Annotated in this window: 20 protein-coding genes; 11 read left to right on the plus strand and 9 right to left on the minus strand. The window is 74.1% G+C overall.

Annotated features, from left to right (window positions below; translation table 11 throughout):
* Nucleotides 1–118: 118 nt before the first annotated feature.
* The 3 genes from thiE (at nt 119) to ACFVT2_RS34930 (ending at nt 2,983) form a co-directional block, all read left to right on the plus strand.
* On the plus strand, nt 119–769 hold the full coding sequence (gene thiE / locus ACFVT2_RS34920) for a thiamine phosphate synthase (protein WP_390024613.1): 651 nt from the start codon (nt 119–121) through the stop codon (nt 767–769).
* A gap of 144 nt (nt 770–913) precedes the next feature.
* The gene (gene metF, locus ACFVT2_RS34925) at nt 914–1,831 is read left to right on the plus strand and encodes a methylenetetrahydrofolate reductase [NAD(P)H] (RefSeq protein ID WP_390024615.1); all 918 of its coding nucleotides are present in this window, start codon (nt 914–916) and stop codon (nt 1,829–1,831) included.
* Between the two features lie 36 nt (nt 1,832–1,867).
* Nucleotides 1,868–2,983 (plus strand): hypothetical protein, encoded by a 1,116-nt coding sequence (locus ACFVT2_RS34930; RefSeq protein ID WP_390024617.1) that lies wholly within the window; start codon nt 1,868–1,870, stop codon nt 2,981–2,983.
* Nucleotides 2,984–3,113: 130 nt separating this feature from the next.
* On the opposite strand, the gene ACFVT2_RS34935 is transcribed toward ACFVT2_RS34930, so the two are convergent.
* The 5 genes from ACFVT2_RS34935 to ACFVT2_RS34955 all read right to left on the minus strand — a co-directional run bounded on the left by ACFVT2_RS34935 (nt 3,114) and on the right by ACFVT2_RS34955 (nt 9,395).
* Nucleotides 3,114–4,637: a phytoene desaturase family protein gene (locus ACFVT2_RS34935; protein ID WP_390024619.1), complete on the minus strand. Its 1,524-nt coding sequence runs from the start codon at nt 4,635–4,637 to the stop codon at nt 3,114–3,116.
* 116 nt (nt 4,638–4,753) lie between these two features.
* Nucleotides 4,754–5,374: a DUF4126 domain-containing protein gene (locus tag ACFVT2_RS34940; RefSeq protein WP_390024621.1), complete on the minus strand. Its 621-nt coding sequence runs from the start codon at nt 5,372–5,374 to the stop codon at nt 4,754–4,756.
* A 349-nt stretch (nt 5,375–5,723) separates the two neighbouring features.
* Nucleotides 5,724–6,338 carry a TetR/AcrR family transcriptional regulator gene (locus ACFVT2_RS34945; protein WP_390024623.1) on the minus strand — a complete coding sequence of 205 codons (615 nt, stop codon included), beginning with the start codon at nt 6,336–6,338 and terminating at the stop codon, nt 5,724–5,726.
* Between the two features lie 83 nt (nt 6,339–6,421).
* Complete coding sequence (locus ACFVT2_RS34950) at nt 6,422–8,629, minus strand: YhgE/Pip family protein (protein ID WP_390024625.1); 2,208 nt, start codon at nt 8,627–8,629, stop codon at nt 6,422–6,424.
* A complete protein-coding gene (locus tag ACFVT2_RS34955; protein ID WP_390024627.1) occupies nt 8,601–9,395 on the minus strand; it encodes an ATP-binding cassette domain-containing protein in 795 nt (264 codons plus the stop codon). The genes ACFVT2_RS34950 and ACFVT2_RS34955 overlap by 29 nt, the downstream gene beginning before the upstream one ends.
* A gap of 231 nt (nt 9,396–9,626) precedes the next feature.
* Here ACFVT2_RS34955 and ACFVT2_RS34960 point away from each other — a divergent pair, with 231 nt between their 5' ends.
* The 3 genes from ACFVT2_RS34960 to ACFVT2_RS34970 all read left to right on the plus strand — a co-directional run bounded on the left by ACFVT2_RS34960 (nt 9,627) and on the right by ACFVT2_RS34970 (nt 11,764).
* A complete protein-coding gene (locus ACFVT2_RS34960) occupies nt 9,627–10,142 on the plus strand; it encodes an SAV_6107 family HEPN domain-containing protein (protein ID WP_390024629.1) in 516 nt (171 codons plus the stop codon).
* 104 nt (nt 10,143–10,246) lie between these two features.
* Nucleotides 10,247–11,002, plus strand: a complete 756-nt coding sequence (locus tag ACFVT2_RS34965) for a class I SAM-dependent methyltransferase (RefSeq protein ID WP_390024631.1) — start codon at nt 10,247–10,249, stop codon at nt 11,000–11,002.
* Between the two features lie 360 nt (nt 11,003–11,362).
* Entirely contained in the window at nt 11,363–11,764 is a 402-nt protein-coding gene (locus ACFVT2_RS34970) for a DUF3040 domain-containing protein (protein WP_390024633.1), read from the plus strand.
* A gap of 392 nt (nt 11,765–12,156) precedes the next feature.
* Here ACFVT2_RS34970 and ACFVT2_RS34975 read toward each other — a convergent pair whose 3' ends face one another.
* The 4 genes from ACFVT2_RS34975 to ACFVT2_RS34990 all read right to left on the minus strand — a co-directional run bounded on the left by ACFVT2_RS34975 (nt 12,157) and on the right by ACFVT2_RS34990 (nt 17,891).
* The gene (locus ACFVT2_RS34975) at nt 12,157–14,577 is read right to left on the minus strand and encodes a transglutaminaseTgpA domain-containing protein (RefSeq protein WP_390024689.1); all 2,421 of its coding nucleotides are present in this window, start codon (nt 14,575–14,577) and stop codon (nt 12,157–12,159) included.
* Nucleotides 14,578–14,650: 73 nt separating this feature from the next.
* Nucleotides 14,651–16,039, minus strand: coding sequence for a DUF58 domain-containing protein (locus ACFVT2_RS34980; RefSeq protein ID WP_390024634.1), 1,389 nt, complete (start codon nt 16,037–16,039; stop codon nt 14,651–14,653).
* Nucleotides 16,039–17,064, minus strand: coding sequence for an AAA family ATPase (locus ACFVT2_RS34985; RefSeq protein ID WP_390024636.1), 1,026 nt, complete (start codon nt 17,062–17,064; stop codon nt 16,039–16,041). The genes ACFVT2_RS34980 and ACFVT2_RS34985 overlap by 1 nt, the downstream gene beginning before the upstream one ends.
* A 266-nt stretch (nt 17,065–17,330) precedes the next feature.
* Entirely contained in the window at nt 17,331–17,891 is a 561-nt protein-coding gene (locus ACFVT2_RS34990; protein ID WP_390024638.1) for a beta-class carbonic anhydrase, read from the minus strand.
* 411 nt (nt 17,892–18,302) lie between these two features.
* Here ACFVT2_RS34990 and rsmH point away from each other — a divergent pair, with 411 nt between their 5' ends.
* The 5 genes from rsmH (at nt 18,303) to murF (ending at nt 25,348) form a co-directional block, all read left to right on the plus strand.
* The gene (gene rsmH, locus ACFVT2_RS34995) at nt 18,303–19,262 is read left to right on the plus strand and encodes a 16S rRNA (cytosine(1402)-N(4))-methyltransferase RsmH (RefSeq protein WP_390024640.1); all 960 of its coding nucleotides are present in this window, start codon (nt 18,303–18,305) and stop codon (nt 19,260–19,262) included.
* Nucleotides 19,259–19,948 carry a septum formation initiator family protein gene (locus ACFVT2_RS35000; protein ID WP_390024642.1) on the plus strand — a complete coding sequence of 230 codons (690 nt, stop codon included), beginning with the start codon at nt 19,259–19,261 and terminating at the stop codon, nt 19,946–19,948. Before rsmH ends, ACFVT2_RS35000 begins: the two co-directional genes overlap by 4 nt.
* Before the next feature lie 106 nt (nt 19,949–20,054).
* The gene (locus ACFVT2_RS35005; RefSeq protein WP_390024643.1) at nt 20,055–22,025 is read left to right on the plus strand and encodes a peptidoglycan D,D-transpeptidase FtsI family protein; all 1,971 of its coding nucleotides are present in this window, start codon (nt 20,055–20,057) and stop codon (nt 22,023–22,025) included.
* Nucleotides 22,026–22,043: 18 nt separating this feature from the next.
* Complete coding sequence (locus ACFVT2_RS35010) at nt 22,044–23,843, plus strand: Mur ligase family protein (protein ID WP_390024645.1); 1,800 nt, start codon at nt 22,044–22,046, stop codon at nt 23,841–23,843.
* 62 nt (nt 23,844–23,905) lie between these two features.
* Nucleotides 23,906–25,348: a UDP-N-acetylmuramoyl-tripeptide--D-alanyl-D-alanine ligase gene (gene murF, locus ACFVT2_RS35015; RefSeq protein WP_390024647.1), complete on the plus strand. Its 1,443-nt coding sequence runs from the start codon at nt 23,906–23,908 to the stop codon at nt 25,346–25,348.
* Nucleotides 25,349–25,352 lie beyond the last annotated feature (4 nt).

Here is a 25,352-nt window from a genome sequence, read left to right on the forward strand (position 1 = left end):
GCCTCCCCCCCCCCCCCCCCAACTCCAACCCCCCCCCCACCCCACACCCCCCCCCGCCGGGCGGGGGGGCCGCGCCCCGCCCGCCCCCCCCCCCCGCCGACGAGGGGGAAGCCGCCCGATGACCACCGCTCGACAGGCCCTGTCCGACGCCCGGCTCTACCTGTGCACCGACGCGCGTACCCGCCAGGGCGACCTCCCGCAGTTCCTGGACGCGGTGCTGGCCTCGGGCGTGGACATCGTCCAGCTGCGCGACAAGGGCATGGAAGCCGGCGAGGAGCTGCGCCACCTGGAGGTCTTCGCGGACGCCTGCCGGCGGCACGGCAAGCTGCTCGCGGTCAACGACCGCGCGGACGTCGCCCATGCCGCGGGCGCCGAGGTGCTCCACCTCGGCCAGGGGGACCTGCCGGTCCCGGCGGCCCGCGCCCTCCTCGGCCCGGAGACGCTGATAGGCCGCTCCACCCACGCCGAGGCCGAGGTGGACGCCGCGCTCACCGAGCCCGGAGTGGACTACTTCTGCACCGGCCCCTGCTGGCCGACGCCGACCAAGCCCGGCCGGTACGCGCCCGGCCTGGACCTCGTCCGGTATGCCGCCGCGCGGAGCCCCGAGCGCCCCTGGTTCGCGATCGGCGGGATCGACGCCGGCAACCTCGACGAGGTGCTGGCGGCCGGCGCCCGCCGGGTGGTGGTGGTCCGCGCGCTCACCGAGGCCGACGACCCGGGCGCGGCGGCCGCGGAGCTGGCCAAGCGGGTCCGGACCTGGTCCGCCTGACGGGGGCGGCCGGCGTCCGCCGGGAGACCGCCGGATGGCCGCGAGACGGTTGCGAGATGTCCACGTAGTGGACAGCAGCCGCACCAACCAGGCAATACGCCGATGCCGGTTGGTGTCCGTCCGGGGTGTGGTTAACCTGCCCGTATGGCCCTAGGTACAGCTTCCACCAGGACTGATCGCGCACGAACCGTGCGCGACCTGCTTGCTTCCGGCAAGCGATCCTATTCATTCGAGTTCGCCGCCCCGAAGACGGAGAAGGGCGAGCGGACGTTGTGGAACGCCATTCGCCGCATCGAAGCCGTCGCCCCGACCTTCGTGTCGGTGACCTACGGTGCCGGCGGTACCTCCCGTGACGGTACGGTCCGCGCCACCGAGCGCATCGCCACCGACACCACCCTCACCCCGGTCGCCCACCTGACCGCGGTCAACCACTCCACCGCCGAGCTCCGCAACATCATCGGCCAGTACGCCGGCGCCGGGATCCGCAACATGCTCGCGCTGCGCGGCGACCCGCCGGGCGACCCCATGGGCGAGTGGGTCCGGCACCCCGACGGCATCGACTACGCCGCCGACCTGGTCCAGTTGATCAAGGAGTCCGGCGACTTCTGCGTCGGCGTGGCCGCCTTCCCCGAGATGCATCCGCGCTCGACGGACTGGGACGCCGACATCCGGCACTTTGTCGACAAGTGCCGCGCGGGCGCCGACTTCGCGATCACGCAGATGTTCTTCTACCCGGACGACTATTTCCGGCTGCGGGACCGGGTCCACGCCGCGGGTTGCTCGACGCCGATCATTCCGGAGATCATGCCGGTGACCAACGTGCGCCAGATCGAGCGGTTTGCGCAGCTCAGCAATGCTGCGTTCCCGCCCGAGCTCGCGGAGCGCATCCTCGCGGTCAAGGACGACCCAGCGGCGGTACGCTCCATTGGCATCGAGTACGCGACGGACCTGTGTGCGCGCTTGATGGCCGAGGACGTGCCCGGGTTGCACTTCATCACCCTGAACCACTCCACGGCGACCTTGGAAATCTACGAGAATCTGGGGCTGCACCAGCGGTCCTGACCACGCTGGCCGGCATCCGGCGAAAGAGGGGCGCATATGGGCTGGATGATCCTCTACATCGCGTTTGCCCTGGTCGCTCTGTGGCTGCTCGGTGAGGTCCTGTTCCAGCACAAGGCGCCGCTGCGCTGGCGGTTGCTGGCACTGTGCGGCTTCCTGGGCGTGGTGGCCGGCGTGCTCATCCCGTCGGTCATCGTGATCGCGCTGGGTGCCATCGCCTTCGCGACCGGGCAGACGTTTGTCACGCTCTCCGTCCGCCGGGGCTTCGCGGAGGGCTGGACGATCGGCGGGCGGCCCAAGCCGAACCGCCGGCGCCGCGCCCGCTCGTCCCGCGCCCCCGCCGCCGGGCCGAACCTCCAGGTCTCCGGGCTGGCGGAGGAATCGGCTCCGGCCGCCGCCGACGCCGGTCCGGAGCCCGCGCCGGGCGATCACGGCGGGGACGGTGCCGGGAGCCCGGACCCGTACCAGCCGCTGCCGGACGCGGCCGGCCCCGGTGAACCGCCCGCCGCCCCGGAATTCTTCGGGTACGCCCACCCGGACGCCCCCACCGTCTACGCGCCCCAGCCACTGCCGGACGAGACCGGGGCCTACGGTGTCTACAGCCCCGACGCCCGCCCCGACCCGTTGACCGCCCCCGCCTCGTACGACCTCTTCGGGAACGCCACCGCGGAAGGCGACGGCAACGGCCATGGCTACGGCGGGGGTTACGCCCCGACCGCCGGCCAGGACGGCTACGCCGACCCTTACCCCGCCTACGCCGACGGCGCCTACCACGGCGAGCAGGTGCCCTACTCCGATCCGTACATCGGCACCCAGCAGTACGCCGCGCACTACGACCCCTACGAGGAGCCCGACCCGTTCGGCCGGGCGCAGTACCAGGCCGAACAGCACTACGACGGCCTTGGCGGGCAGCCGGCGCAGTACTACGACGGCCTCGGCGGGCAGCCGGAGCAGCACTACGACGGCCTTGGCGGGCAGCCGGCGCAGCAGTACGGGCAGGACTACTACCCGGAGACCCCGCCCGACGGGGTCTGGGTGCCGCAGCAGCGCGAGACCGGGCACCCGGCGGAGCAGCCGACCTACCCGCCCCAGCAGCAGCCGACCTACCCGCCCCCGCAGCAGCCGGGGTACGACGAGCAGCGGTACCACTACTGAACGGCGGGGTGGCTCGGGCGGCGGGGCTGCTGAACTGCCGCCGCCCCGGCCTGAGTTGAGACCGGGCCCGGTCCCGGGGCTGCGGGGCCGGGCGGCCTCAGTCGGCTCTCACTCCGGCCTCACCCCGGTCTCACTCCGAGCCGTGCCAGTCGTCGCCGTTCACGATCAGGCCGGCGACGATCGCCCCGGACATGCCGGCGTGCGCCAGCCCGCCGCCGGGATGGGACCAGCCGCCGACGGTGTAGAGCCCCGGTATCCGGGTGCGGTTGCCGGGCCGCAGGAATCGTCCGTCCTGGCCCGCCAGCGCCGGGCCCGGCACCGGCCCGCCGTCGGTCGGTGGCACGACCTCCCGCCACAGCACCCGCTCCCGCAGGCCCGGCACCGCCGCCTCGGCGCTCTCGACCAGCCGGTCCGCGTCCTGCTCCAGGGCCTCGGAGTCCAGCCAGTCGACCGGACCGTGCGGGGCGACGGTGGCGGTGAGGGTCACCGCCTCGTGGTCGTCGTCGGGCCGCGTCGCGGGGTCGTCGGGGCGCAGCACCGTCACCGTCGGCCGGGCACAGGGGGCCCGCAGGTCGTGCCCGTCGCCGAAGACGCCGGCCAGCTCCGCGGTGCGGTCCGCGGCATGCACCACCGTGCGGTGCACCGCGTCCGCCGGGCGGGCGCCGCGCAGTGCCAGGCAGACCGTCAGTCGTGCCGGGGCCCGGTCGCCCGGCCCCGGGTCGGGGCGGACGTCACCGTCGTTCCAGGGCTCGCGGCCCGCGCAGAGCTCCGGCAACCGGACCGGGTCGAGGCCCGCGACCACGAACTCGGCGTCGGCCACCCGCCTGTCGGCCAGCTCCACGCCCGCGGCCCGGCCGCCCTTCTCCAGGATCCCGGTCACCTCGGCACCGAAAGTGAACTCCACCCTGCGGGCCCGGCAGCGCTCGTACAGCGCGTCGGCCAGTGCCCGCATCCCGCCGCCCACGTACCAGCTGCCGAAGGTCTGCTCCATGTAGGGCAGCACAGCCGCGCTGGCCGGGGCGGTGCGCGGGTCGAAGCCGTACGCCAGGGCGTGGCTCTCCAGCAGGGCGATCAGCCGGGGGTCGGCCAGCTCGCGTCGGGCGACCTCGGCGAGGGTGGCGGTGGTCGGGCCCTTGCCCCCGCCCAGCCCGAACAGGCCGCGCCGGCGCACCGCCGGATACGGATCGCGCCCCAGCACCCGCCAGTCCGCCCACAGCGGCTCTTCCAGGAGCGGCCGGCGGGTGGCGTCCCACGCCTCGCGGGCGCGGCCCAGCAGGGCGCTCCAGCGCTCGCCGCTGCCGGCGCCCAGCGCCTCGTCCAGGGCGGTCAGGACACCGGCCCGCGAGGCGTTCGGCAGCGTCGCGGAGGTGCCGTCGGCGAAGAGGTGTCGGCTCGCGGGGTCGACCTGGGTCAGCTCGACGCAGCGCTCCAGCGGCTCGCGGCCGGTCTTGACGAACAGGTCGCGGTAGACCGCCGGCAGATGCAGCAGCCCGGGGCCCGTGTCGAAGGCGAAGCCGTGCCGCTCGAAGTGGCCCAGTGCGCCGCCGTACGTCGCACCGCGCTCGAACACCGCCACCCGGTGGCCCGCGACGGCCAGCCTGGCGGCGGCCGCCATGGCGCCCATCCCGGCGCCGATCACCGCAATCCCTGCCATGCCTGCGACTGTATCCGGCGGCACTGACAACGCCCGCCGTCGCCCGCCACCGCCCTGGGGGGAAGCGCTTCGCACCGCTGTGACATCGCCGGTGTCCGGCCCGGCCGCCGGCGGGCTCAGCCGGCGGGTGGCGCGCTGCCCGCGGCCGCCGCGAGCCGCTTCTCCGCGCGCCGTTCCCGCCGGCGCCGCAGGTACCGGCGGATCCGCGACCACAGGAAGATCACCACCGCGATGCCGGCGGCCAGCAGCACCGCCGCGATGCCCGCCGCGATCCACGGGTGGAACAGCGCGAACGCGACGATCCCGGCGACGCCCAGGTCCTCCGCCAGGCTCAGCACGATGTTGCTGGCCGGCTCCGGCGAGGTGTTGACCGCGATCCGGGTGCCCGCCTTGACCAGATGGCTCACCAGCGCCGTGGAGCCGCCCACGGCACCGGCCGCCAGCTGGGGCAGCGACCCGTCGTGCCCGGCCAGCAGCGCCGCCACCACACCGCCGGCGATCGGCCGGATCACGGTGTGCACGGCGTCCCAGACGGAGTCCACGTACGGGATCTTGTCGGCGATCACCTCGGCCACGAAGAGCAGTCCGGCGACGATCAGCACATCGGGGCGTTCCAGCGCGGCGGGGACCTCGTCGGAGACGCCGGTCGCGCCGAGCAGGCCGAGGAGCAGGACGACGGCGTAGGCGTTGATCCCGCTCGCCCAGCCGCTGGTGAAGACCAAGGGAAGTACGGACACGTCGCAGATCGTAGGCGGTCCGCGGGGCCCGCTGCCCGGCTGATGGGGCGGGGTGCTCAGCTTTGAGTATCCGTACTCAGACGCCGAGATGAGTAGGTACGCGGATGGGCCGGGATCCGCCCGGACGGAAGAGTGGGGGCCACGGACGGGAAGCAGCGCCGCACCGCCGACACGGGGCGGCGGAGCGGTGCGGCTCCCCGGACGGAACGGGGGAATGACGGGGGAGTACGGGGGAACGACGGGGGCGGCGCTGCCCTGGTCGGATCGATCGGGGGAACGATCCGTGCCAGGGCGGCGCCTCTTTCCGTATGGGGCCGGGCCCCGGGGACGAGGGCGGAACGCCGCTCCCTCAGGCGGGACGGCCGGTGACCCGCCCCTGGAGGAGCCGCGACAGCGCCGCGTGCACGTCGTCGATCGACCGGTCCGGCTGGTACGACTGCCAGTCCAGGGCGGCCACCAGGACCATCCCGAACAGCGCCGAGGCGGTCAGCGGGATGTCGATCTCCTCGCTCAGCTCCCCGCCGGCCACGGCCTCCCGCAGCACGTTCTCCACCACCGTGATGGCCCGCTCCCGCACCACCATGAGCGTGGACTGCCAGGCCCGGTTGGTGCGCCACAGCTCGGCGACGTAGAGCTGGGTGAGGGCCGGGTAGCGGGCGATGAACTCCAGGCCGGCCCGGATCATCGCGTCCAGGGCGTCGACCTGGGTGCCGCCCCGGTCGGTGACCTCGTCGGCGGCCGTCTGGAGGGAGGACGCCAGCAACTCGATGCCGTGCCGCAGCAGCTCCTCGAAGAGGACGTTCTTGCTCGCGAAGTTGTAGTACACGGTGCCCTTCGCGACCCCCGCCCGTTCGGCGATCTCGTCCACCGTGGTGGAGGAGAAGCCCTGTTCGGCGATGAGCGTGACCGCGGCTTCGAAGAGCTTGCGCCGGGTCGCGTCGCGGCGTGTGTTGGAGCTGTCCATAGGGGCGATTGTGCCGGTCGAGGCAAATCGACGCGCGGCGCGTAGCCTCTCCGGCAGGGCGGTGGCGGGCGACGGGTGGGCGCTCACAGGCTCAGCTCCGGGTGGAGGTCCTTCATCCGCACCACCTGGCGGCCGCGCGCCGCCAGGGAGGTCAGCGCGAGCGCCCCGAGGGTGAACGCCACCAGTACCGCACCGCCCTGCCATACGGGGGCCAGGTCGCCGCCCGTGATGAGCCGGCGCAGTCCCTCGACGATGTAACTCATCGGCAGGTAGGGGTGGATGGCACCGAAGAAGCCCGGGCTGGTCTGCACCGGATAGGTGCCGCCGGCCGACGTCAACTGGAGCATCAGCAGCGCCAGGACGAGGATCCTGCCGGCCGGCCCGAACTTCGCGTTCAGCCACTGCACGATCGCCGAGAAGCAGGCCGTGACCAGGACCAGGAAGCCGATCGTGCCGGCCGCCCGGGCCATCTGAAGACCGAGCGCGAAGTGCAGCACGGACATCAGCGCGGCGGTCTGGAGCACCCCGATGCCGAACACCGGAAGCCATCCGGACAGCGCCACCCGCCAGGAGGACGCGCCCATCGCCAGCGCCCTCCGGTTGAGCGGTGCGATCAGCATGTACGCCACCATCGCGCCGACCCACAGGGACAGCGGGATGAAGTACGGGGCGAACCCGGTGCCGTAGTTGGGCGCCTTGTGGGCGGCGCCGGACGCCAGCTGCACCGGGTCGGACATGACCAGGGTGCGCGCGTCGCGGTCCTTCTCGCCGTAGTCGGGGATCTGCCGCGCCCCGTCGTGCAGCCCGCCGGCCAGCTGTGCCGAGCCGTCGGAGAGCTTGAACATCCCGCCGTCCAGCGTCTGCGCGCCGTCCTTGAGGCGGCCGACGCCGGCGTCCAGGTCGGTCATCCCGGAGGCGGCGCGGCCGGTGCCGTCGTGCAGCTGGCGTGCCCCGTCGTTGAGCCGGTCCGCGCCGGTGGCCAACCGGGCGTTGCCGGCGGCCAGTTTGCGGGCGCCCGCGGAGACCTTGTGGGCGCCGTCGTTGAGGTCGTTGATCTTCTGGACCGCGGTGTCCATGTCGGCCCCGAGGGTCGGCCCGTGCGCGGCCAGTTCGGAGGCCAGCGAGTGCAGGGTGTCCAGGTCCCGGCCGAGCTGGTCGAGGTCCTTCTGGTCGTGGACGTAGCCGCTGACCTCTTCGGCGGTGTCCGCCGCGGTGGCCGCCTGCTCGGTGATCCGCTTCAGCTCGGCGCAGTCGGTCTCCAGGGTGATGCCGCTGCCGCAGCGCAGCCGGTAGTACGTGTCCAGGTGGTCGGCGAGGCCCCGGGAGAGCCGTGCGCCCGTGTCGGCCGCGCCGGGCAGCTTGTCCAGGTGGTCGCGCACCGCCTGGGCGCCGTCGGCGACCAGCTGCGCGGCCTCGCCGATCTCCTTGCCGTGCGCCCGGACGAACGGCCCCACCTTGTCGACGACGCCGTTGACGGTGTCGGCGAGCTGCTGGGTGCCCTGGGCCACCTGCCCGGAGCCGTCGGCCAGTTGGCGTGCCCCGTTGGCGGCGGTGCCGGCCCCCTTGGCGAGGTCGGCGCTGCCCTGGTTGAGCCGCCCCGCGCCGGCGTCGAGGTCGCCCAGGCCGCCGACCAGTTGCGCGCTGCCGTTCTTGGCGGTGCCCAGGCCGTCGGCCAGTTTGCCGGCGCCGTCCTTCGCCTGCCCGATGCCGTCCTTGAGCCGGTCCGCGCCGTCGGCGGCTTCCTCGGTCTTGCCGTGCAGGGTCGAGAACGAGACGAAGATCTTGTCGAGGAAGGTCCGCGACGCCTTGGCCGTGGCCGCCGCGCGCACCTCGGAGAAGACCGTCCGGGAGATCTGCCCGACGATGTAGTTGTTGGCGTCGTTGGTGCGTACCTTCAGGGCGCCGGTCTCCGGGTGGGCCCCGGAGCTGGAGGCGATCCGCCGGCTGAAGTCCCGCGGAATGGACAGCGAGAGGTAGTACGTGCCGTCCTCGACGCCCCGGCCGGCCTCCTGGGCGTCCACCTGGTGCCAGTCGAAGGTGTGACTGTCGCGCAGCCCGGCGACGATGCCGTCGCCGGCCGCGATGTGTTGCCCGCCGACGTCGGCGCCCTGGTCGTCGTTGACCAGCGCGACCGGGATCCGGTCCAGCCGGCCGTAGGGGTCCCAGAAGGACCACAGGTAGAGCGCGCCGTACAGGAGCGGCAGCAGCAGGAGCGCGGCCAGCGCGGCGCGCGGCAGCTTCCCCCTCCCGAACCGCTTCAGCTCAAGCGCGGCCAGCTTCGGCGAGCGCATCGGCCGCCCCTTCCTCGTCGTGCCCGCCGTACTCGGGGGCGTCGGCAGCGTCCGCTGCCGGGCGGCCGGTGTGCACCAGGACCACGCCCGCGGGGTCCGCCGGCGGCTCGCTGCACACCGCGAGCACGGTGGTGCCGGCTTCCGCCAGCGCGCGCAGCAGCGCCCAGGCTGCGGTGCGTTCCCCGTCGGACAACTTCAGGTCGGTGTCGTCCACGGCCAGCAGCCGGGGGCCGCCGATCAGCGCCAGCGCCACGGACAGCCGCAGCGCCTCCAGCCGCTCCAGGTCGCGCACGGAGGTGCGGATCCCCTTGGGCAGCGTTGCCACGTCCAGTCCGGCGGCGGTCAGCGCGTCGTCCACCAGGGCGCGGGCCTGCGCCCGGCGTTCCCGCCGGGGGCGCAGCAGCGTACGGGGCGAGGCGCCGAACCGGCCCTGCAACAGGGCGCGTTCGCGCAGATGCTCGCCCACGGTCAGGGCCGGATCGAGCTCGGCGACCCCCGGCACGTGGGCGAGCGCGGTGCGGGACCGGACCGCGGCCATGCGCTGGGGCAGCGGCAGCCCGGCGACCTCGGCGGTGCCCGCCGCGGGCTTCATCCGGCCGGTGAGCGCCAGCAGCAGACACGTACGGCCGGACCCCGACGGGCCCTGTACGGCGATCAGCGCGCCGGGTTCCGCCGTGAGGTCGATGTCCCGGAACGCCCAGCCGCGGGGGCCCTTGACCCCGAATCCCGCGGCCGCGACCGCCGCCCCGTGCGGGGTGCTGTCCACGATCCCTCCCTTGCACTGACTGGTCAGTACAAAGTAGGGATCCGTCCCACCCTCCGCAAGAGGTTCTCCGGAAATCCGCGAAAACCCGTTCCGGATCCGCCGATCCGATGTCCGTTTTCCGTTGAAACCGCAGGTCAGGGTCGATTGTCAGTGGTGTGCCGCACGATGGGTGCATACGGTCCGCATCGGCCCGCCGGCCCTCAACCAGCGGGCGACGACAGGAGGTTCGTCATGGCAGCTCGTCCCGTCGCGGGCAGCTCGGCTGCGTACGGTCCCCCGAGCGATGTCCACCCCGTCCTGCGCCGGGCGGCCGCGCCACCCGCCGCCCTCGATCTGCTCACCAAGGCTCAGCACGGCCTCGACGAGGCCCAGACCCTGGAATCCGCCAACGAACGGTTCGCCACCGCCCACCTGGCCGCACTGCGCGCCGCGGCCGCGGTCCTCGCCGTGCGCGGCCGACCGGAGCCCACCGCGCGCCGCCGGAAGACTATCCGGAGTGCCTGGGAGGTGCTGCCCGAGGTCGCCCCCGAACTCACCGAGTGGAGCGCCCTGTTCGCGGCCGGCGCCGACCGCCGGGCCAGGGCCGAGGCCGGCATAACGGGCGCGGCCAGCCCGCGCGCAGCCGACGACCTCCTGCGGGACGCCGGGATGTTCCTCCGCCTCGTCGAGCGGATGCTCCGGCTCCAGCCCGCGCTGCCCCCGCAGCGGGCCGAGACCCCCGGCGCCAGCTGGGAGAAGGCCGGCTGACGCCCGGACTGCTGCGCCGCGCGGGCCGGACGCGGCACCCGGCGGATTACGGAATAGGGTGGTGAACGACTGGATGTTCATGCCCCGCCGAGGAGCCACCCACCGTGTCTGACCCGCTGCGCCCGCGCGCCTCCCTTCGTACCGCCGTGGTCTGGGACGTCCTCAAGGACGCCCTGGAGCGCCGGGTCAAGGCCGCCGGGCGCGAGGCCCTGGACGTCCTCGACACCGGTGGCGGCAGCGGCAACTTCGCTGTCCCGGTGGCCCGCCTCGGCCACCGCGTCACCGTCGTCGACCCCAGCCCCAACGCCCTCTTCGCTCTGGAGCGTCGGGCCGCCGAGGCCGGGGTCGCCGACCGGATCCGCGGGGTCCAGGGCGATGCCCACGGCCTGTTCCAGGTCGTCGAGCGCGGTGGCTACGACGCGGTGCTCTGCCACGGCGTGCTGGAGTACGTGGACGACCCCGCCGAGGGCCTGCGCAACGCCGCCGGCGCGCTGCGCCCCGCCGGCACCCTCAGCCTGCTCGCCGCCGGCCTGGGCGGGGCGGTCCTCGCCCGAGCCCTGGCGGGTCACTTCACCGAGGCCCGCCGGGCCCTCACCGACCCCGCGGGCCGCTGGGGCGAGGGCGACCCGGTGCCCCGCCGGTTCACCGCCGAACAGCTCACCGACCTGGTCACCGCCACCGGCCTCCAGGTCGGCGCGGTGCACGGCGTACGGATCTTCGCCGACCTGGTCCCCGGCGTCCTGGTCGACACCGAGCCCGGAGCCATGGACGCCCTGCTGAAGCTGGAGGCCGCCGCGGCCGAGCAGCCCGCGTTCCACTCCGTCGCCACCCAACTCCACGTCCTGGCCGAGCGCGACTGACCCGGTCCGGGACCGCAGCGGCCGCACCTCCGGACTGGCGTGCCGGGGCGGCCGCGGTCGTGGCGGGACCGGGCCGGCGGCCGGGAGCGCCGCCGACGCGGCCCCGGCGACGCCCGCGGGCACCGCGTGCGGTCGACCACAGGCCACCCGAACAGCCGCTTCGCCCCGTATGATCGGGGTACGACGCTCCGGCATGACGGACTGGCGGGTGGGGAATGCAGCCAGCATCACCACCGCACCGCCGCGGCGGTGCGGACGGTGAATTGGCGTAGAGGGGCGGGTTTCACGGGGGCGATTCCCTGCCTATCCTGAAAGGGTCGCACCCGGTCGCCCCCCGCGACCGACGAGTAGGAGGACTCCGTGCCGCTCTCGGAGCACGAGCAGCGCATGCTCGAGCAAATGGAGCGAGCGCTGTACGCCGAAGATCCCAAGTTCGCGACAGCGCTTGAGGGAAGCGGGCTGCGTACGTACACCCGGCGACGGGTCTACCAAGCGGTCGCGGGCTTCCTGGTGGGTATCGGCCTGCTCATGGCCGGAATGGTCGCGCAGCAGATCTGGTGGGTCAGCGTCGTCGGCTTCCTCGTCATGCTCGGCTGCGCCGTGCTGGCCGTCACCGGCTGGCGCAAGGCCCCCAAGCCCGGTGAGCGGGGTGCGGCCCCGAGCGGGCCGCAGGCGCGCCGCCAGGTCAGGGCGCGCCGTTCGATGATGAACCGCATCGAGGACCGCTGGCAGCGCCGCCGCGACGAACAGCAGGGGCACTGACCGCCGGCCCCAGCGCCCCCGGTTCCCGCCACGCGTTCCGGCTCGGATCCAGCCGAGTTCCTGATGTCCGTCCGCGCCCTGTGACAGCCTCCGCCCCCTGGTAGCGGCTCACGCGTGGGTATCGGACCGTCTGTGTGACTTTCCGTGGTGTGGCCCCCGAGGGATCGGGGGCCACACCTTTTTCTTCCCGCGGCTGTCCCTCTTCCCGGGGCCGCATGATGGTGCCCGTCCGTCTGGCCCGCGCCTGTGACGTGCCGTTCCGCCGGTCTTTGTGGGTGCTGCGGTCCCGCGCGCTGGGTGTCGGGCCGCCTACGGACGGCGCTGTCCGGGCCCGGCGGCGGGGGACGGGACCCCCGGTGCCGGGCCCGGGGCGGGCCGTCCGCGGCGCTGGACTACACCCGCTTGTCGCGCCGCCACCCCGCCGTCCGCAGTGCGGCCGCCGCGCGCCGGGCCGCGGCCGCCGGGCGGCTGTTCCGGCAGTGCAGCCGCAGGGCCGACCAGCGGGCCGCCCAGGACCAGCGCAAGCGGGCCGCGGAGCGCGGGGCGAACCGGGCCCGTAGCCGCAGGGCGCGGGGCGCCCCGTCCCGTAGGCCGGCGTGCACCTGCCGGACGTCCGCGGCGAGGCCGGCCGCCGGAACCGGCTGCGGGGCATACAGGACCTGCTCGACCGCCGTGGCGACCCGCTGGGCGGCCGCCGCGTCGTCGGGTTGCAGTTCCCCGATGCGAATGATCCGGGCCACCGCCGTGCGCGGCGTCAGCGACTCGTCCGGGAGGATGCCGAAGTCCCAGCCGGTGTCCAACAGCTCCTGCCAGGCGGCGAGAGGGTCCGCCGCGGCGGCACCGCCCGGACCGTCCGCCAACCGGCGGGTGCGGGCCCGGGCCCGCCACCGCAGCGGGACCGCGGGCAGCGCCACGAGCAGTAGCGCGGCGAGGACGAGGAGCGTGAGCGTCCCGGGCGCGAGGCCGCCGTCCGGCGGGCCGGCAGCCGACACCGTGGGCGCGGCCGCGCAGTCCGGTCCGGAGCCCGCCCGCCGCTCGCCGGGGCCGCAGGAGGGGGACGCGGACGGCCCGGTCGAGGGCACCGCGGACGGCGCCGGCGCATGGTCCGGGCCGCCCGGGCCGGTCGCCTGGGAGGTGTCCGGATAGGCGTAGTCCGGGACGCTGCCACGGCTCGGGGTCGGCTCGAAGCGGGTCCAGCCGACGCCCTGGAAATACAGCTCGGGCCAGGCGTGCGCGTCCTTCAGGCCCACCGACGTCGTGCCGTCGGGCTGCCGGGTGCCCGGGGTGAAACCGACCGCGACCCGGGCCGGGATGCCCAGGGTGCGGGCCATCGCCGCCATGGAGAACGAGAAGTGGACGCAGAAACCCTCCTTGTCCTCCAGGAAGCGGGCGATCGCCTCGGTGCCGCTGCCCGCTCTGACCTCGGTGTTGTAGCTGAAGCCCCCGTAGAGCGCGAACCAGTCCTGGAGCTTGACCGCCTTGTCGTACGCGGTGCGGGCGCCGCGGGTGACCTGGCGGGCGGTGGTGCGGACGATCGGGGGGAGGGAGTCCGGGACCTTGGTGTACTCGCGCTGCAGGGCGGCGGGCGGCGGCGGGGCCGCGGCCAGCTGATGGGCGGTGGGCCGCACCTGGAGGCTCTCGACTTGGTACTGGAGGCCGTGGGTGTTCTGCCCGCGGTCGCCGACCAGGGTGCGGCCCTCGGGCTCGAACCGCCAGCGGCCCGGGATGTCCACCTTGGCCACCGGATAGGGGAGCGGCAGCCAGTTCTGGGCGTACCACTGAGCGGTGGACAGGGAGGTGTTGATCCGGGTGACGGACACGTCGGAGCTGAGGCCGGGCGGCCGCGGCAGCTCGGCGGGAACGTCGGTGACCGTGCGCTCGGACGGCTTCCAGGCCGTGCCGTCGAACTGGTCCAGGGCGACGATCCGCAGATACATCTCGCGGGTGTCGGCCGCGGTCGTGCGGTAGTTGAGTACCTCGCGGTCCTCCGGTTGGTTCAGACTGTCCTGGAGCGAGACCAGGGGGTTCACCGCGGAGATGGTGCCGCCCCCGCCACCGGGGCCGGTGCCGTCGGCGGTCGGGCCGAGCAGCCCGGCGCCCAGGGACGGCAGCACGGCGGGCACCAGCAGCGCGATGCCCAGTGCCAGCGCGCCGATCCGGCGGCCCCGGCGGATCGGCAGCCGGCCGCCCCGGGCCGCTCCCGGCCGGCCGGCGACCGGACCGCCGAACACCCGCCCCCACTGGGAGAGTCGGTCGCGGCCCTCGGCGAGCAGGAGCAGCAGATAGCCGGCGGCCGCCACGACGAACCACAGCCAGCCCGCGCTGCTCTGGGACAGCCCCGCCGCCACCGAATACAGCGCGAGCAGCGGTAGCCCGGCGGGAGCGGCGCTGCGGTAGGTGACCGCCAACGCGTCCACGACCAGGCCGATCAGCAGCACCCCGGCGACCAGCAACAGCCGGATGCCGGGCGTGACCGGAGCGGGGATGGCGTACCGGCCGACGTCCCGGACCCCGTCCCGTACCAGGTCGACCAAGGCGGTGACGGCGTCCGGGCCCGGCAGCAGTCCGGCTATCGCCTGGCCGCGGGCGAACACCACGGTCAGCAGCAGGACGGCCGCCAGCGCCTGCGCGCCGACGGTCAGCGGCCGGGCCAGCGGGACGTGCCGACAAAGCGCGCCCACCCCCGTCACCAGCGCCAGCAGCAGGGCCGCCTGGAAGAGCCAGGTGAACGGGTCCACCAGCGGCAGCAACGCGCCCCCGGCGCACAGCGTCGCCACCATCGCGCACAGCGCCAGCCGCGCCCGCCCGCTCATGCCGAACGCCCGCTTCGCTCGCCCCCGCATGCGCGAGGCACGCACCACCGGATGATTCGCTCACTGCGCCCGCTCATGCGCCCGCCTCGCTTCGTCCGGGAGCGCCGTGCACGTCGCCCCACCCCGATGCCGCCCCGGCCGGTGCGGCCCCCGCCCGGTCCGCGGTCCGCCACAGGTCGGCGAGTGCGGCACCCGGCGCCACCGGCAGCGCCGTCCAGCCCGCCTCCCGCAGCATCCGCAACCGTTCGCCGACCGGCGTCCCGCCGTGCGAGAAGCGGACCCCGCCGGGCCCCCGGGACCAGGCGTCGCCGTCCACGACGAAGGCGACCGCGGTGGAGCTGCGCCGGCTGATCCGGCCGGCCAGTGCGGCCTGCTCCTCGTCCAGCTCGCCGAAGAAGGCGATCAGCAGCCCCTCCGTGCCGCCGCGCAGCACGTCGTACGCCGCGGAGAGGCCCTCCTCGGCGGAATGCTCCACGACGGCGAGGGTGTCCAGCAGCAGGCCCCCGGCGTCGGCGGACTCGCCGCCGCCCGCGAAGCCGCCGCCGTCCGGGCCGGGCACCGCGCTGCCGGTGTCGGTCAGCAGCCGCACCGAGAAGCCCCGCTCCAGCACGTGCAGTGCGACCGAGGCGGCGCCGGCCACCGCCCATTCGAAGGCCGAGTCCGGCCCGGCGCCGTGGTGGGCGACGGCCCGGGTGTCGAGCAGGATCGTGCAGCGCGCCTTCTGCGGCTGCTCCTCGCGGCGGACCATCAGCTCGCCGTGGCGCGCGGTGGAGCGCCAGTGGACCCGGCGCAGGTCGTCGCCGTGGCGGTAGCCGCGCGGAATGATGTCGTCCTCACCGGCCAGGGCGAGCGAGCGGTGGCGTCCGTCGCCGTACCCGGCGGCCTCGCCGGCCAGCCGGACCGGGGGCAGCGGCTCGACCCGGGGCACCACGGTCAGGGTGTCGAACGCACTGAAGGAACGCGTCAGCTCGCACATGCCGAACGGGTCGGACAGGCGCAGTTGGAGCGGCCCCAGCGGATAGCGGCCGCGCAGGTCGGAGCGGACGCGGTAGGACACCTCGCGGTGCCCGCCGGGCTCGATCCGGTCCAGGACGAAGCGCGGCCGGGGCCCGAGCACGTACGGGACCCGGTCCTGGAGCATCAGTACGCCGGTCGACAGCCGGGCCACGTTCTCCACCCGGAGTCCGACCCGGGCCTCGGCCGCCGCCGGCACCCGGGCCGGCGTGAGCGTGCGGCTGCTCGCGATGCGGTAGCGGGTGCGGTGCAGCACCAGGACGCACACCAGCGGCAGCGCCGCCAGCAGCAGCCCGACCCGCAGCAGATCCGCCTGCCCCAGGAGGTACGCACAGGCCGCGGCGGCCACCCCGGCCGCCAGGAACGACCGGCCGCGCGTCGTCAGCCCCCCGAATGCGGCGCGGAGCCCGCCCGGCTCCGGCGTCCCGGTGCTCCCCCCGCCGGACATCACAACCCCCGTGCGCCGGGCGGCCGCTGGCCGCGGTCGGGTTGCCGCCACTGCGGGGCTGACGGGTCGGGGACCGGGGTGCGCCGCACGATTTCCAGCACCACCTGCTCGGCGGTGCGGCGGTTCAACTGGGCCTGGGCGGTGGGCAGCAGACGGTGCGCGAGCACCGCCACCGCCAGCGACTGTACGTCGTCCGGGAGCGCGAACTCCCGCTCGGACATGGCCGCCGCGGCCTTGGCGGCGCGCAGCAGGTGCAGGGTCGCCCGGGGCGAGGCACCGAGCCGCAGATCGGGGTGGCTGCGGGTGGCCGCCACGAGGTCGACGGCGTACCGGCGCACGGCCTCGGCGACGTGCACGGCGCGCACCGCCTCGGTCAGCTTCACGATCTCGTGGGCGTGCGCCACCGGGCGCAGGTCGTCCAACGGGGAGGCGCCGCCGTGCACGTCGAGCATCCGCAGCTCGGCCGCCGGGCTGGGGTAGCCGATCGACACCCGGGCCATGAAGCGGTCCCGCTGCGCCTCCGGGAGCGGATAGGTGCCCTCCATCTCGACCGGGTTCTGCGTCGCGACGACCATGAAGGGGTTGGGCAGGTGGTAGGTCTGCCCGTCCATGGTGACCTGGCGCTCCTCCATGGACTCCAGGAGCGCGGACTGGGTCTTGGGGGAGGCGCGGTTGATCTCGTCGCCGATCACGATCTGGGCGAAGATCGCGCCGGGTTTGAACTCGAAGTCCTGGCGCTGCTGGTCGTAGACGCTGACGCCGGTGATGTCGGACGGCAGCAGGTCGGGGGTGAACTGGATGCGGCGCACCGAGCAGTCGATGGACCGGGCCAGCGCCTTGGCGAGCATCGTCTTGCCGACGCCCGGCACGTCCTCGATGAGCAGGTGGCCCTCGGCCAGCAGGACGGTCAGCGCGAGCCGTACGACCTCCGGCTTGCCCTCGATCACGCCCTCCACTGACCGGCGCACCCGCCCGGCGGTGGTGGTCAGATCGGCAAGGCTCGCTCGTTCGTCATACGTCGTCACTCGGCCCTCCTCGGCCCCTCCCCGGGTGGCCGACGCCCCCTCGATGGACTCGGTCCTCCCCGTGTGCGCATCCCGCCCGGCCACGGCCGGTCGGGATGTCACCCACGCATTCTTGCCGCCCGTGCGGCCTCACGTCATGGCCTGTGGATAACTCACACCGTTCGGTCCCGGCCAACCGGACAACCCCGGCGAACCGGGCGCAAGGGAAGGGTGGCGACGGGACCCGCCGCCGTGCACGGCGGGTCGACCGGGCGCACCGCCGCAGGTCAGTCCCGCGGATCGATCTCGCGCAGCAGGCCCGTCGTCACGTCGAACACGAAGCCGCGGACGTCGTCCTTGTGCAGCAGGAAGGGTGAGGTGCGCACCCGCTGCATGGACTGGCGGACGTCCTCGTCGAGGTCCTTGAACGCCTCGACCGCCCAGGTGGGCCGCTGGCCGACCTCGGCCGCCAGCTCGTGCCGGAAGTCCTCGGTCAGGCTGAGCAGACCGCAACCGGTGTGGTGGATGAGGACGACCGACCTGGTGCCGAGCGCGCGCTGGCTGATCGTCAGGGAGCGGATGATGTCGTCGGTCACCACACCGCCGGCGTTGCGGATGGTGTGGCAGTCGCCGAGCTCCAGGCCCAGCGCGGCATGCAGATCCAGCCGGGCGTCCATACACGCCACGACGGCGACCTGGAGAACCGGCCGAGCGTCCATCCCGGGGTCCGCGAAGGCGGCGGCGTACCGCTGGTTGGCCTCGACGAGACGGTCGGTGACGGTGCCGTCGGTGGTGGCAGGGGTGCTGTTGTCGGGCGGGGGCAGCGGCTGCGACGCAGGTATGGGCATGGCCTCACGGTAATCGTTGGTGGCCTGTTCAGCCCCTCTATACGGCAGGCGTAGGGGGCAACATCACACCCTGTGAGGCAATCCACCGGCTCGGACGTCACGGGGCAAACGCGTAGGAATCGTCCGGGCGCACCGTGCGGGGGACGCGCGGAACCAGTTGATTGACCGGGACGGCAGGTGGACTAAAGTGGCGCGAAGTGGGAGGCGTGACGCTCTCCTTGGATCCCGGATCCCTCGCGTGCGTGACCGTACGTACGGTTCGGCCTCCTCCCGCTCCACCGGTCTTCCGACGTCACTTCCCCGTCGCCGGAGGGCCACTTCCCCTTCAGAGCGGGCGGGGACCAAGCGGTACGTGCGGCATCCCCCAGCCAACGGCCGGGGACCCACCTGCCGCCCACCATCGGAAGGCGCATGAGTAGCAACACTCGCCACGTACCCGTCATGCTCCAGCGGTGTCTGGACATGCTCGCCCCCGCGCTCGCCGAGCCCGGCGCGGTCGTCGTCGACTGCACCCTCGGCCTCGGTGGGCACAGCGAGGCGCTGCTCGCCGCGTTCCCGGAGGCCCGGCTGGTCGCCCTGGACCGTGACCCGTCAGCGCTCCGGCTCGCGGGGGAGCGGCTGGCCCCCTACGGAGAGCGCGCCACCCTGGTGCACGCGGTCTACGACGAGCTCCCCGAGGTCCTCGACCGGCTCGGGCTGCCGCACGTCCAGGCCGTCCTGTTCGACCTCGGGGTCTCCTCCATGCAGCTCGACGAGGCCGACCGCGGCTTCGCCTACGCCCAGGACGCCCCGCTCGACATGCGGATGGACCAGACGACCGGCATCAGCGCCGCCGAGGTCCTCAACACCTACCCGCCCGGGGAACTGGTGCGGATCCTGCGCGCCTACGGGGAGGAGAAGCAGGCCAAGCGGATCGTCTCGGCGGTGGTCCGGGAGCGGGAGAAGGAGCCGTTCAGCAACAGCGCCCGGCTGGTCGAGCTGATCCGCGACGCGCTGCCGCAGGCCGCCAAGCGCACCGGCGGCAATCCGGCCAAGCGCACCTTCCAGGCGCTGCGCATCGAGGTCAACGGCGAGCTGGCCTGCGTCGAGCGCGCCATCCCGGCCGCCGTGAAGGCGCTCGCGGTGGGCGGCCGGATCGCCGTGCTCGCGTACCACTCGCTGGAGGACCGGCTGGTCAAGCAGGTCTTCGCGGCCGGCGCCAGCAACACCGCGCCGCCCGGCCTCCCGGTGGTCCCCGAGCGCTACCAGCCCCGCCTCAAGCTGCTGACCCGTGGCGCCGAACTGCCCACGGAGGAGGAGGTCGCGGAGAACCGGCGCGCGGCCCCCGCCCGGCTGCGTGGCGCCGAGCGCATCCGCGAGGACATCGCGTGACAGCGCGGGGGGGCCGACCGCGCGGCAGGCAGCGCCTGACCGCGCTGCTGCCCTCCGCGCCGCGCGGCGGCTCTGCCGCGCGGACGCCCTTCGTCCTGCTGGTCGTGGTGCTCCTGGGCTCCGGTCTGATCGCCCTGCTGCTGCTCAACTCGGCGCTCAACCAAGGCTCGTTCGAGCTGAGCAGGCTGGAGCGGAAGACCGGTGAGCTGTCGGACGAGCAGCAGGCGCTCCAACAAGAGGTGGACGGCTACTCCGCACCGGACGCGCTGGCGCGCCGGGCCCGCAAGCTGGGCATGGTGCCCGGCGGCAACCCGGCGTTCCTGCTGCCGGACGGCACGGTCCGCGGCGCCCCGGGCCCGGTCTCGTCCACGGGTACCCCGCTGTCCGCCTCCGCCGGGCCGCTGCCGCTCCGCCCGGGGGACCTGCGGCCGGCGGTCCAGGAGACCGCCCCGGCGGACGCGGTCCCGCCGGTGGCGCCGGCGGCCGTACCGGCCCAGGCCGGACCGCTCGCCCCCAGCACCCCGGGTGTCGCGTCCTTCCCGGGCCCGCTGGCGACCCCCGTGGCCCCGGCCTCCGTCCTCACGCCCGACTCGCCCACCCCACCCGTCCCGCCGGCCCCCGCCGCCCGCGCGTCCGGCCCCACGGCCGGGCCGTCCCCGTCGGCCGCCGCGCAGGTGACCCCGTGACGCCCGCCCCCGCACTCCGCTGCTGGGGTCCCGCCGCCCAGGTGCACCGGGCGCACGGCGCCGCACCGCCCCCCGCCACCCCCGTGCCCGCCCCGGAGACCGCGGTATGACCCAGCCCAGGGACCCCCGTCGCGTTCCGCGCCCCGCCCGGCCCGGCGGCCGACCCGCCGGCCGGTCCGGTGCGCCCCGCCCGCCCGCCGCCCGCCGCACCGGCGGCCCGGGGCGGCTCCGGACGGCGGGCGGCCCGCTGCGGCCGGTCAGCCCGCGCCCGCGGCTGCGACTGGTCGCCCTGGCGCTGACGCTGGTGATGGTGGCCTTCGTCATCCGGCTCGTGCAGGTACAGGGCGTGGACGCCGCGGCGTACGCCGCCAAGGCCAACGAGAACCGCTACGTCCCGGTCAAGCTGGCCGCCGAGCGCGGCGCCATCACCGACCGCAACGGGGTGGACCTGGCCACCACCGTGGACGCGTACGACATCACCGCCGACCCGAGCCTGCTGGCACCCGACAAGATCAAGATCAAGGATGCCCCGCAGCAGGCCGCCGCACTGCTCGCGCCGATCCTCCACGAGCCCGAGGCGACCCTCGCCGCCAAGCTCGACCACCCGACGTCCCGCTACGTCCTGCTCGCCCGGCAGCGCACCCCCCTGGTCTGGAAGCAGATCAAGGACCTCCGCAAGGTGCTGGACGCCAAGGCGGCCGCCGCCCCCAAGAGCGCACCCCGCCCCGACGTCCTGGTCGGGGTCTTCGCGGACAAGCACAGCAAGCGCGTCTACCCGGGCGGCGACCTCGCGGCCGGCGTCCTCGGCTTCGTCAACGGCTCGGGCAAGGGCGCCGGCGGCCTGGAGGCCCAGCTCGACAAGGAGCTGGCCGGCAAGGACGGCAAGCTGGTCTACGCCCAGTCCGGGGGCCGCCGGGTGCCCACCGCCGACACCCAGGAGCACCCCGCCGTACCGGGCACCGACGTCCAGCTGACCCTCGACCGCGACATCCAGTGGGCGGCCCAGCAGGCCATCTCCGACCAGGTGGAGAAGTCCCAGGCCGACCGCGGCTACGTCGTCGTCCAGGACACCCGCACCGGCCAGATCCTGGCGCTCGCCAACGCGCCCGGGTTCGACCCCAACGACCTCTCCAAGGCCGGTCCGGACGAGCTCGGCAACCCCGCGCTCACCGATGCCTTCGAGCCGGGCTCCACCAGCAAGCTGATGTCGATGGCGGCCGTCCTACAGGAGGGCGCCGCGACCCCGTACACCCGGGTCACCGTGCCCAACCGGCTGCACCGCGGCGACCGGCTCTTCTCGGACGACATCGACCACGACACCTGGCACCTCACGCTGAACGGCGTGCTCGCCAAGTCCAGCAACATCGGCACCATCCTGGCCGCCGGCCAACTGGGCACCACCCAGCCCCAGGCCAACCAGGTCCTCTACTCCTACCTGCGGAAATTCGGCATCGGCCAGCCCACCGGGCTCAACTTCCCCGGGGAGACGGACGGCATCCTCGCCAAGCCGCAGGACTGGAACACCTCCCAGCAGTACACCATCCCGTTCGGCCAGGGCCTGTCCCTCAACGCCGTCCAGGCCGCCTCCGTCTACTCCACCATCGCCAACGGCGGCGAGCGGATCGCCCCCACCCTCGTCCGCGGCACCACCGGGCCGGACGGCCGGTACGCCCCGGCCTCCGCGCCCGCCCGGGACCGCGTGGTGAGCCAGAAGACCGCCGGCACCCTCGCCACCATGCTGGAATCGGTGGTGGACGACCAGGAGGGCACCGGAGCCAAGGCGAAGATCGACGGGTACCGGGTCGGCGGCAAGACCGGCACCTCCAACCGGGTGGACCCGAAGACCGGCCGCTACCACGGCTACACCGCTTCCTTCGCCGGCTTCGCACCCGCCGACAAGCCGCGCATCACCGTCTACTGCGCCGTACAGAACCCCAAGCAGGGCAGCTATTTCGGAGGCCAGGTCTGCGGCCCGATCTTCCAGCAGGTCATGGCGTTCGCACTGAAGACCCTCCAGGTCCCCCCGACCGGCGCACAGCCGCCGCGGCTGCCGGTCACGTTCAAGCCAGGCGAATGAAATCGAGGCAACACCGCCGTGACGACGATCACTCCCGACGGCCCGCACCTGCCCGGTGACAGAACCCCGGCGAAGCCCTCACTTCGCCCCGAGCCCGTTCTGCCCGGTACGCTCACCGCCGTGTCACAAGCTGATCAGTCCCCGAAACCCCAGCACGCGGAGAAGGGCGGCCCCGGCAGATATCCGGGCGCGCCGCGCCCTGAGGAGGTCCGCCCCACCCCCCTGGCCGACCTCGCCCGGCAGCTGACCATCCCGGTCCCGGACCGCGCGGATGCCGTCCAGGTCACCGGCATCACCCACGACTCCCGTGCGGTCCGCCCCGGTGACGTCTACGCCGCGCTGCCCGGCGCCCGTCTGCACGGTGCCGACTTCGTCGCCCAGGCCGCCGACCTCGGTGCCGCCGCGATCCTGACCGACCCGTCGGGCGCCGAGCGGGCCGCCGCGACCGGCCTGCCGGTGCTCGCCGTCGACGACCCGCGCGGGCGGATGGGCGCCCTGGCCGTCTCGATCTACGGGGCACCCGGCGAGGACCTCCTCCAGATCGGTATCACCGGTACCTCCGGCAAGACCACCACCGCGTACCTCATCGAGGGCGGGCTGCGGGCCGCCGCGGCGAAGGAGACCGAGGGTGGCCTGCGCGAAGCGCAGCCGGCCAAGGGCGGCGGCGGGCGACGGATGGGCGGACTGACCGGCCTGATCGGCACGGTCGAGTCCCGGATCGGTGACGAGCGCCTGAAGTCCGAGCGGACCACCCCCGAGGCCACCGACCTCCAGGCGCTGTTCGCGGTGATGCGCGAGCGCGGCGTCCGCTCGGTCGCCATGGAGGTCTCCAGCCACGCGCTGGTGCTCGGCCGGGTCGACGGCTGCGTCTTCGACGTCGCGGTCTTCAACAACCTCAGCCCGGAGCACATGGAGTTCCACTCCGGCATGGAGGACTACTTCCAGGCCAAGGCCCAGCTGTTCACCGCGGCGCGCAGCAAGGCCGGCGTGGTCAACATCGACGACGAGTACGGCCGCCGGCTGGCCGCCGGCGAGTCCGAGGTCCCGGTCACCACGTTCTCCGCCGAGGGCCACCCGGACGCCGACTGGCGCGCCGCCGACGTCGAGCTCGGCGCGCTCGGCTCGACCTTCACCGTGCACGGCCCCGGGGGCGTGACGCTGCGCGCCGCCTCCCCGATCGCCGGCCCGTTCAACGTCTCCAACGCGCTGGCCGCCATCACGGCGCTGGCCGTCGCCGGCATCGACCCGCAGACCGCGGCCGACGGTGTCGCCGCGATCCCCGGCGTCCCCGGCCGCCTGGAGCGGGTGGACGTCGGCCAGCCCTACCTCGCGGTCGTCGACTACGCCCACAAGACGGACGCCGTCGAATCGGTTCTGCGCGCGCTGCGCAAGGTCACCACCGGCAAGGTGCACGCCGTCCTCGGCTGCGGCGGCGACCGCGACCCGCACAAGCGGATGCCGATGGGCGCCGCGGTCGCCCGGCTCGCCGACACCGCCGTGCTGACCTCCGACAATCCGCGCTCCGAGGACCCGCTCGCGATCCTCGCCACCATGCTTGCGGGCGCCGCCGAGGTGCCCGTCCACGAGCGCGGCACCGTCCTCGTAGAAGAGGACCGGGCCGCCGCCATTGCCGCCGCGGTCGCTCGCGCCGAGCCCGGCGACACCGTGATCGTCGCGGGCAAGGGCCACGAACAGGGTCAGGACATCGCCGGAGTGGTACGCCCCTTCGACGACCGTCAGGTGCTGCGCGCTTCCATCGAGGATTCGCTGAAGTCACGGCAGCCGCAGCAGTCACAGCAGCCGAACCACCAGGGATGACACACCGCCATGCGCGCACAATCCTCTTGTTGGCACCTTCTGCACGGCCTCGGGGGTGACCTGTGATCTCCCTGTCCCTCGCCGAGATCGCGAGCATCGTCGGCGGGCAGCAGCACGACATACCGGACCCGGACCGCGAGGTCACCGGGCCGGTCGTCTCGGACTCCCGGGCGGTCCGCCCGGGTGGCCTGTTCGTTGCCTTCGCCGGTGAGCGCGTCGACGGCCACGACTTCGCCGTCGGCGCCGTGGAAGCCGGCGCGACGGCCGTCCTCGCGGCCCGCCCGGTCGGCGTCCCGGCGATCATCGTCGATGACGTCGTCGCAGCTCTCGGCGCACTCGCTCGGGCCGTCGTGGACCGGCTGGGCACCACCGTCGTCGGTCTGACCGGCTCGGCCGGCAAGACCAGCACGAAGGACCTGATCGCCCAGCTGCTCCAGCGGCACGGGCCGACGGTGTGGCCGGAAGGCAACCTCAACAACGAGATCGGGCTGCCGCTCACCGCGCTGCGCGCCGACGCCACCACCCGTCACCTCGTCCTGGAGATGGGTGCCCGCGGCGTCGGCCACATCCGCTACCTCGCCGGGCTGACCCCGCCCCGGATCGGGGTGGTCCTCAACGTCGGCACCGCGCACCTCGGCGAGTTCGGCGGCCGCGAGCAGATCGCCGAGGCCAAGGGCGAGCTCGTCGAGTCGCTGCCCGCGGCCGCGGACGGCGGGGTGGCGGTGCTCAACGCCGACGACCCGTTCGTCCGTGCCATGGCGTCCCGCACCAAGGCCCGCACCATCCTCTTCGGTGAGGCCGCGGACGCTGCCGTCCGCGCCGAGAATGTCCGGCTCAACGGCCTCGGACAGCCCGCCTTCACGCTTCACACACCCTCCGGGTGCAGTGATGTGACGATGCGGCTGTACGGTGAGCACCACGTGTCGAACGCGCTCGCCGCGGCCGCCGTCGCCCATGAGTTGGGCATGCCCGTGGACGAGATCGCCGCCGCGCTCTCCGAAGCCGGCACGCTCTCCCGCTGGCGGATGGAGGTCACCGAGCGCGCGGACGGCGTGACGGTCGTCAACGACGCCTACAACGCGAACCCCGAGTCCATGCGAGCGGCGCTGCGTGCGCTGGTCGCCATGGGCACCGCCGCCAGGGCGAAGGGGGGCCGGACGTGGGCGGTGCTCGGTGAGATGGCCGAGCTGGGCGAGGAGTCACTCGCCGAACACGACGCGGTCGGACGGCTGGTCGTCCGGCTCAACGTCAGCAAGCTCGTGGCGGTCGGCGGCAGGGAAGCGGCCTGGCTCGACATGGGCGCCAAGAACGAGGGTTCGTGGGGTGAGGAGTCGGTGCACGTGTCCGACGCGCGGGCGGCGATCGACCTGTTGCGCAGGGAGCTGCGAGGGGGAGACGTCGTGCTGGTGAAGGCGTCCAGGTCGGTGGGCCTGGAGCGGGTCGCCGCGGCATTGCTGGACGGCGAGGTCGGTTCCGGCGTTGAGGGCGGGGCCGCGTCCCGATGAACTC

Source organism: Streptomyces sp. NPDC058000 (genome assembly GCF_042886435.1).
GTDB lineage: Bacteria > Actinomycetota > Actinomycetes > Streptomycetales > Streptomycetaceae > Streptomyces.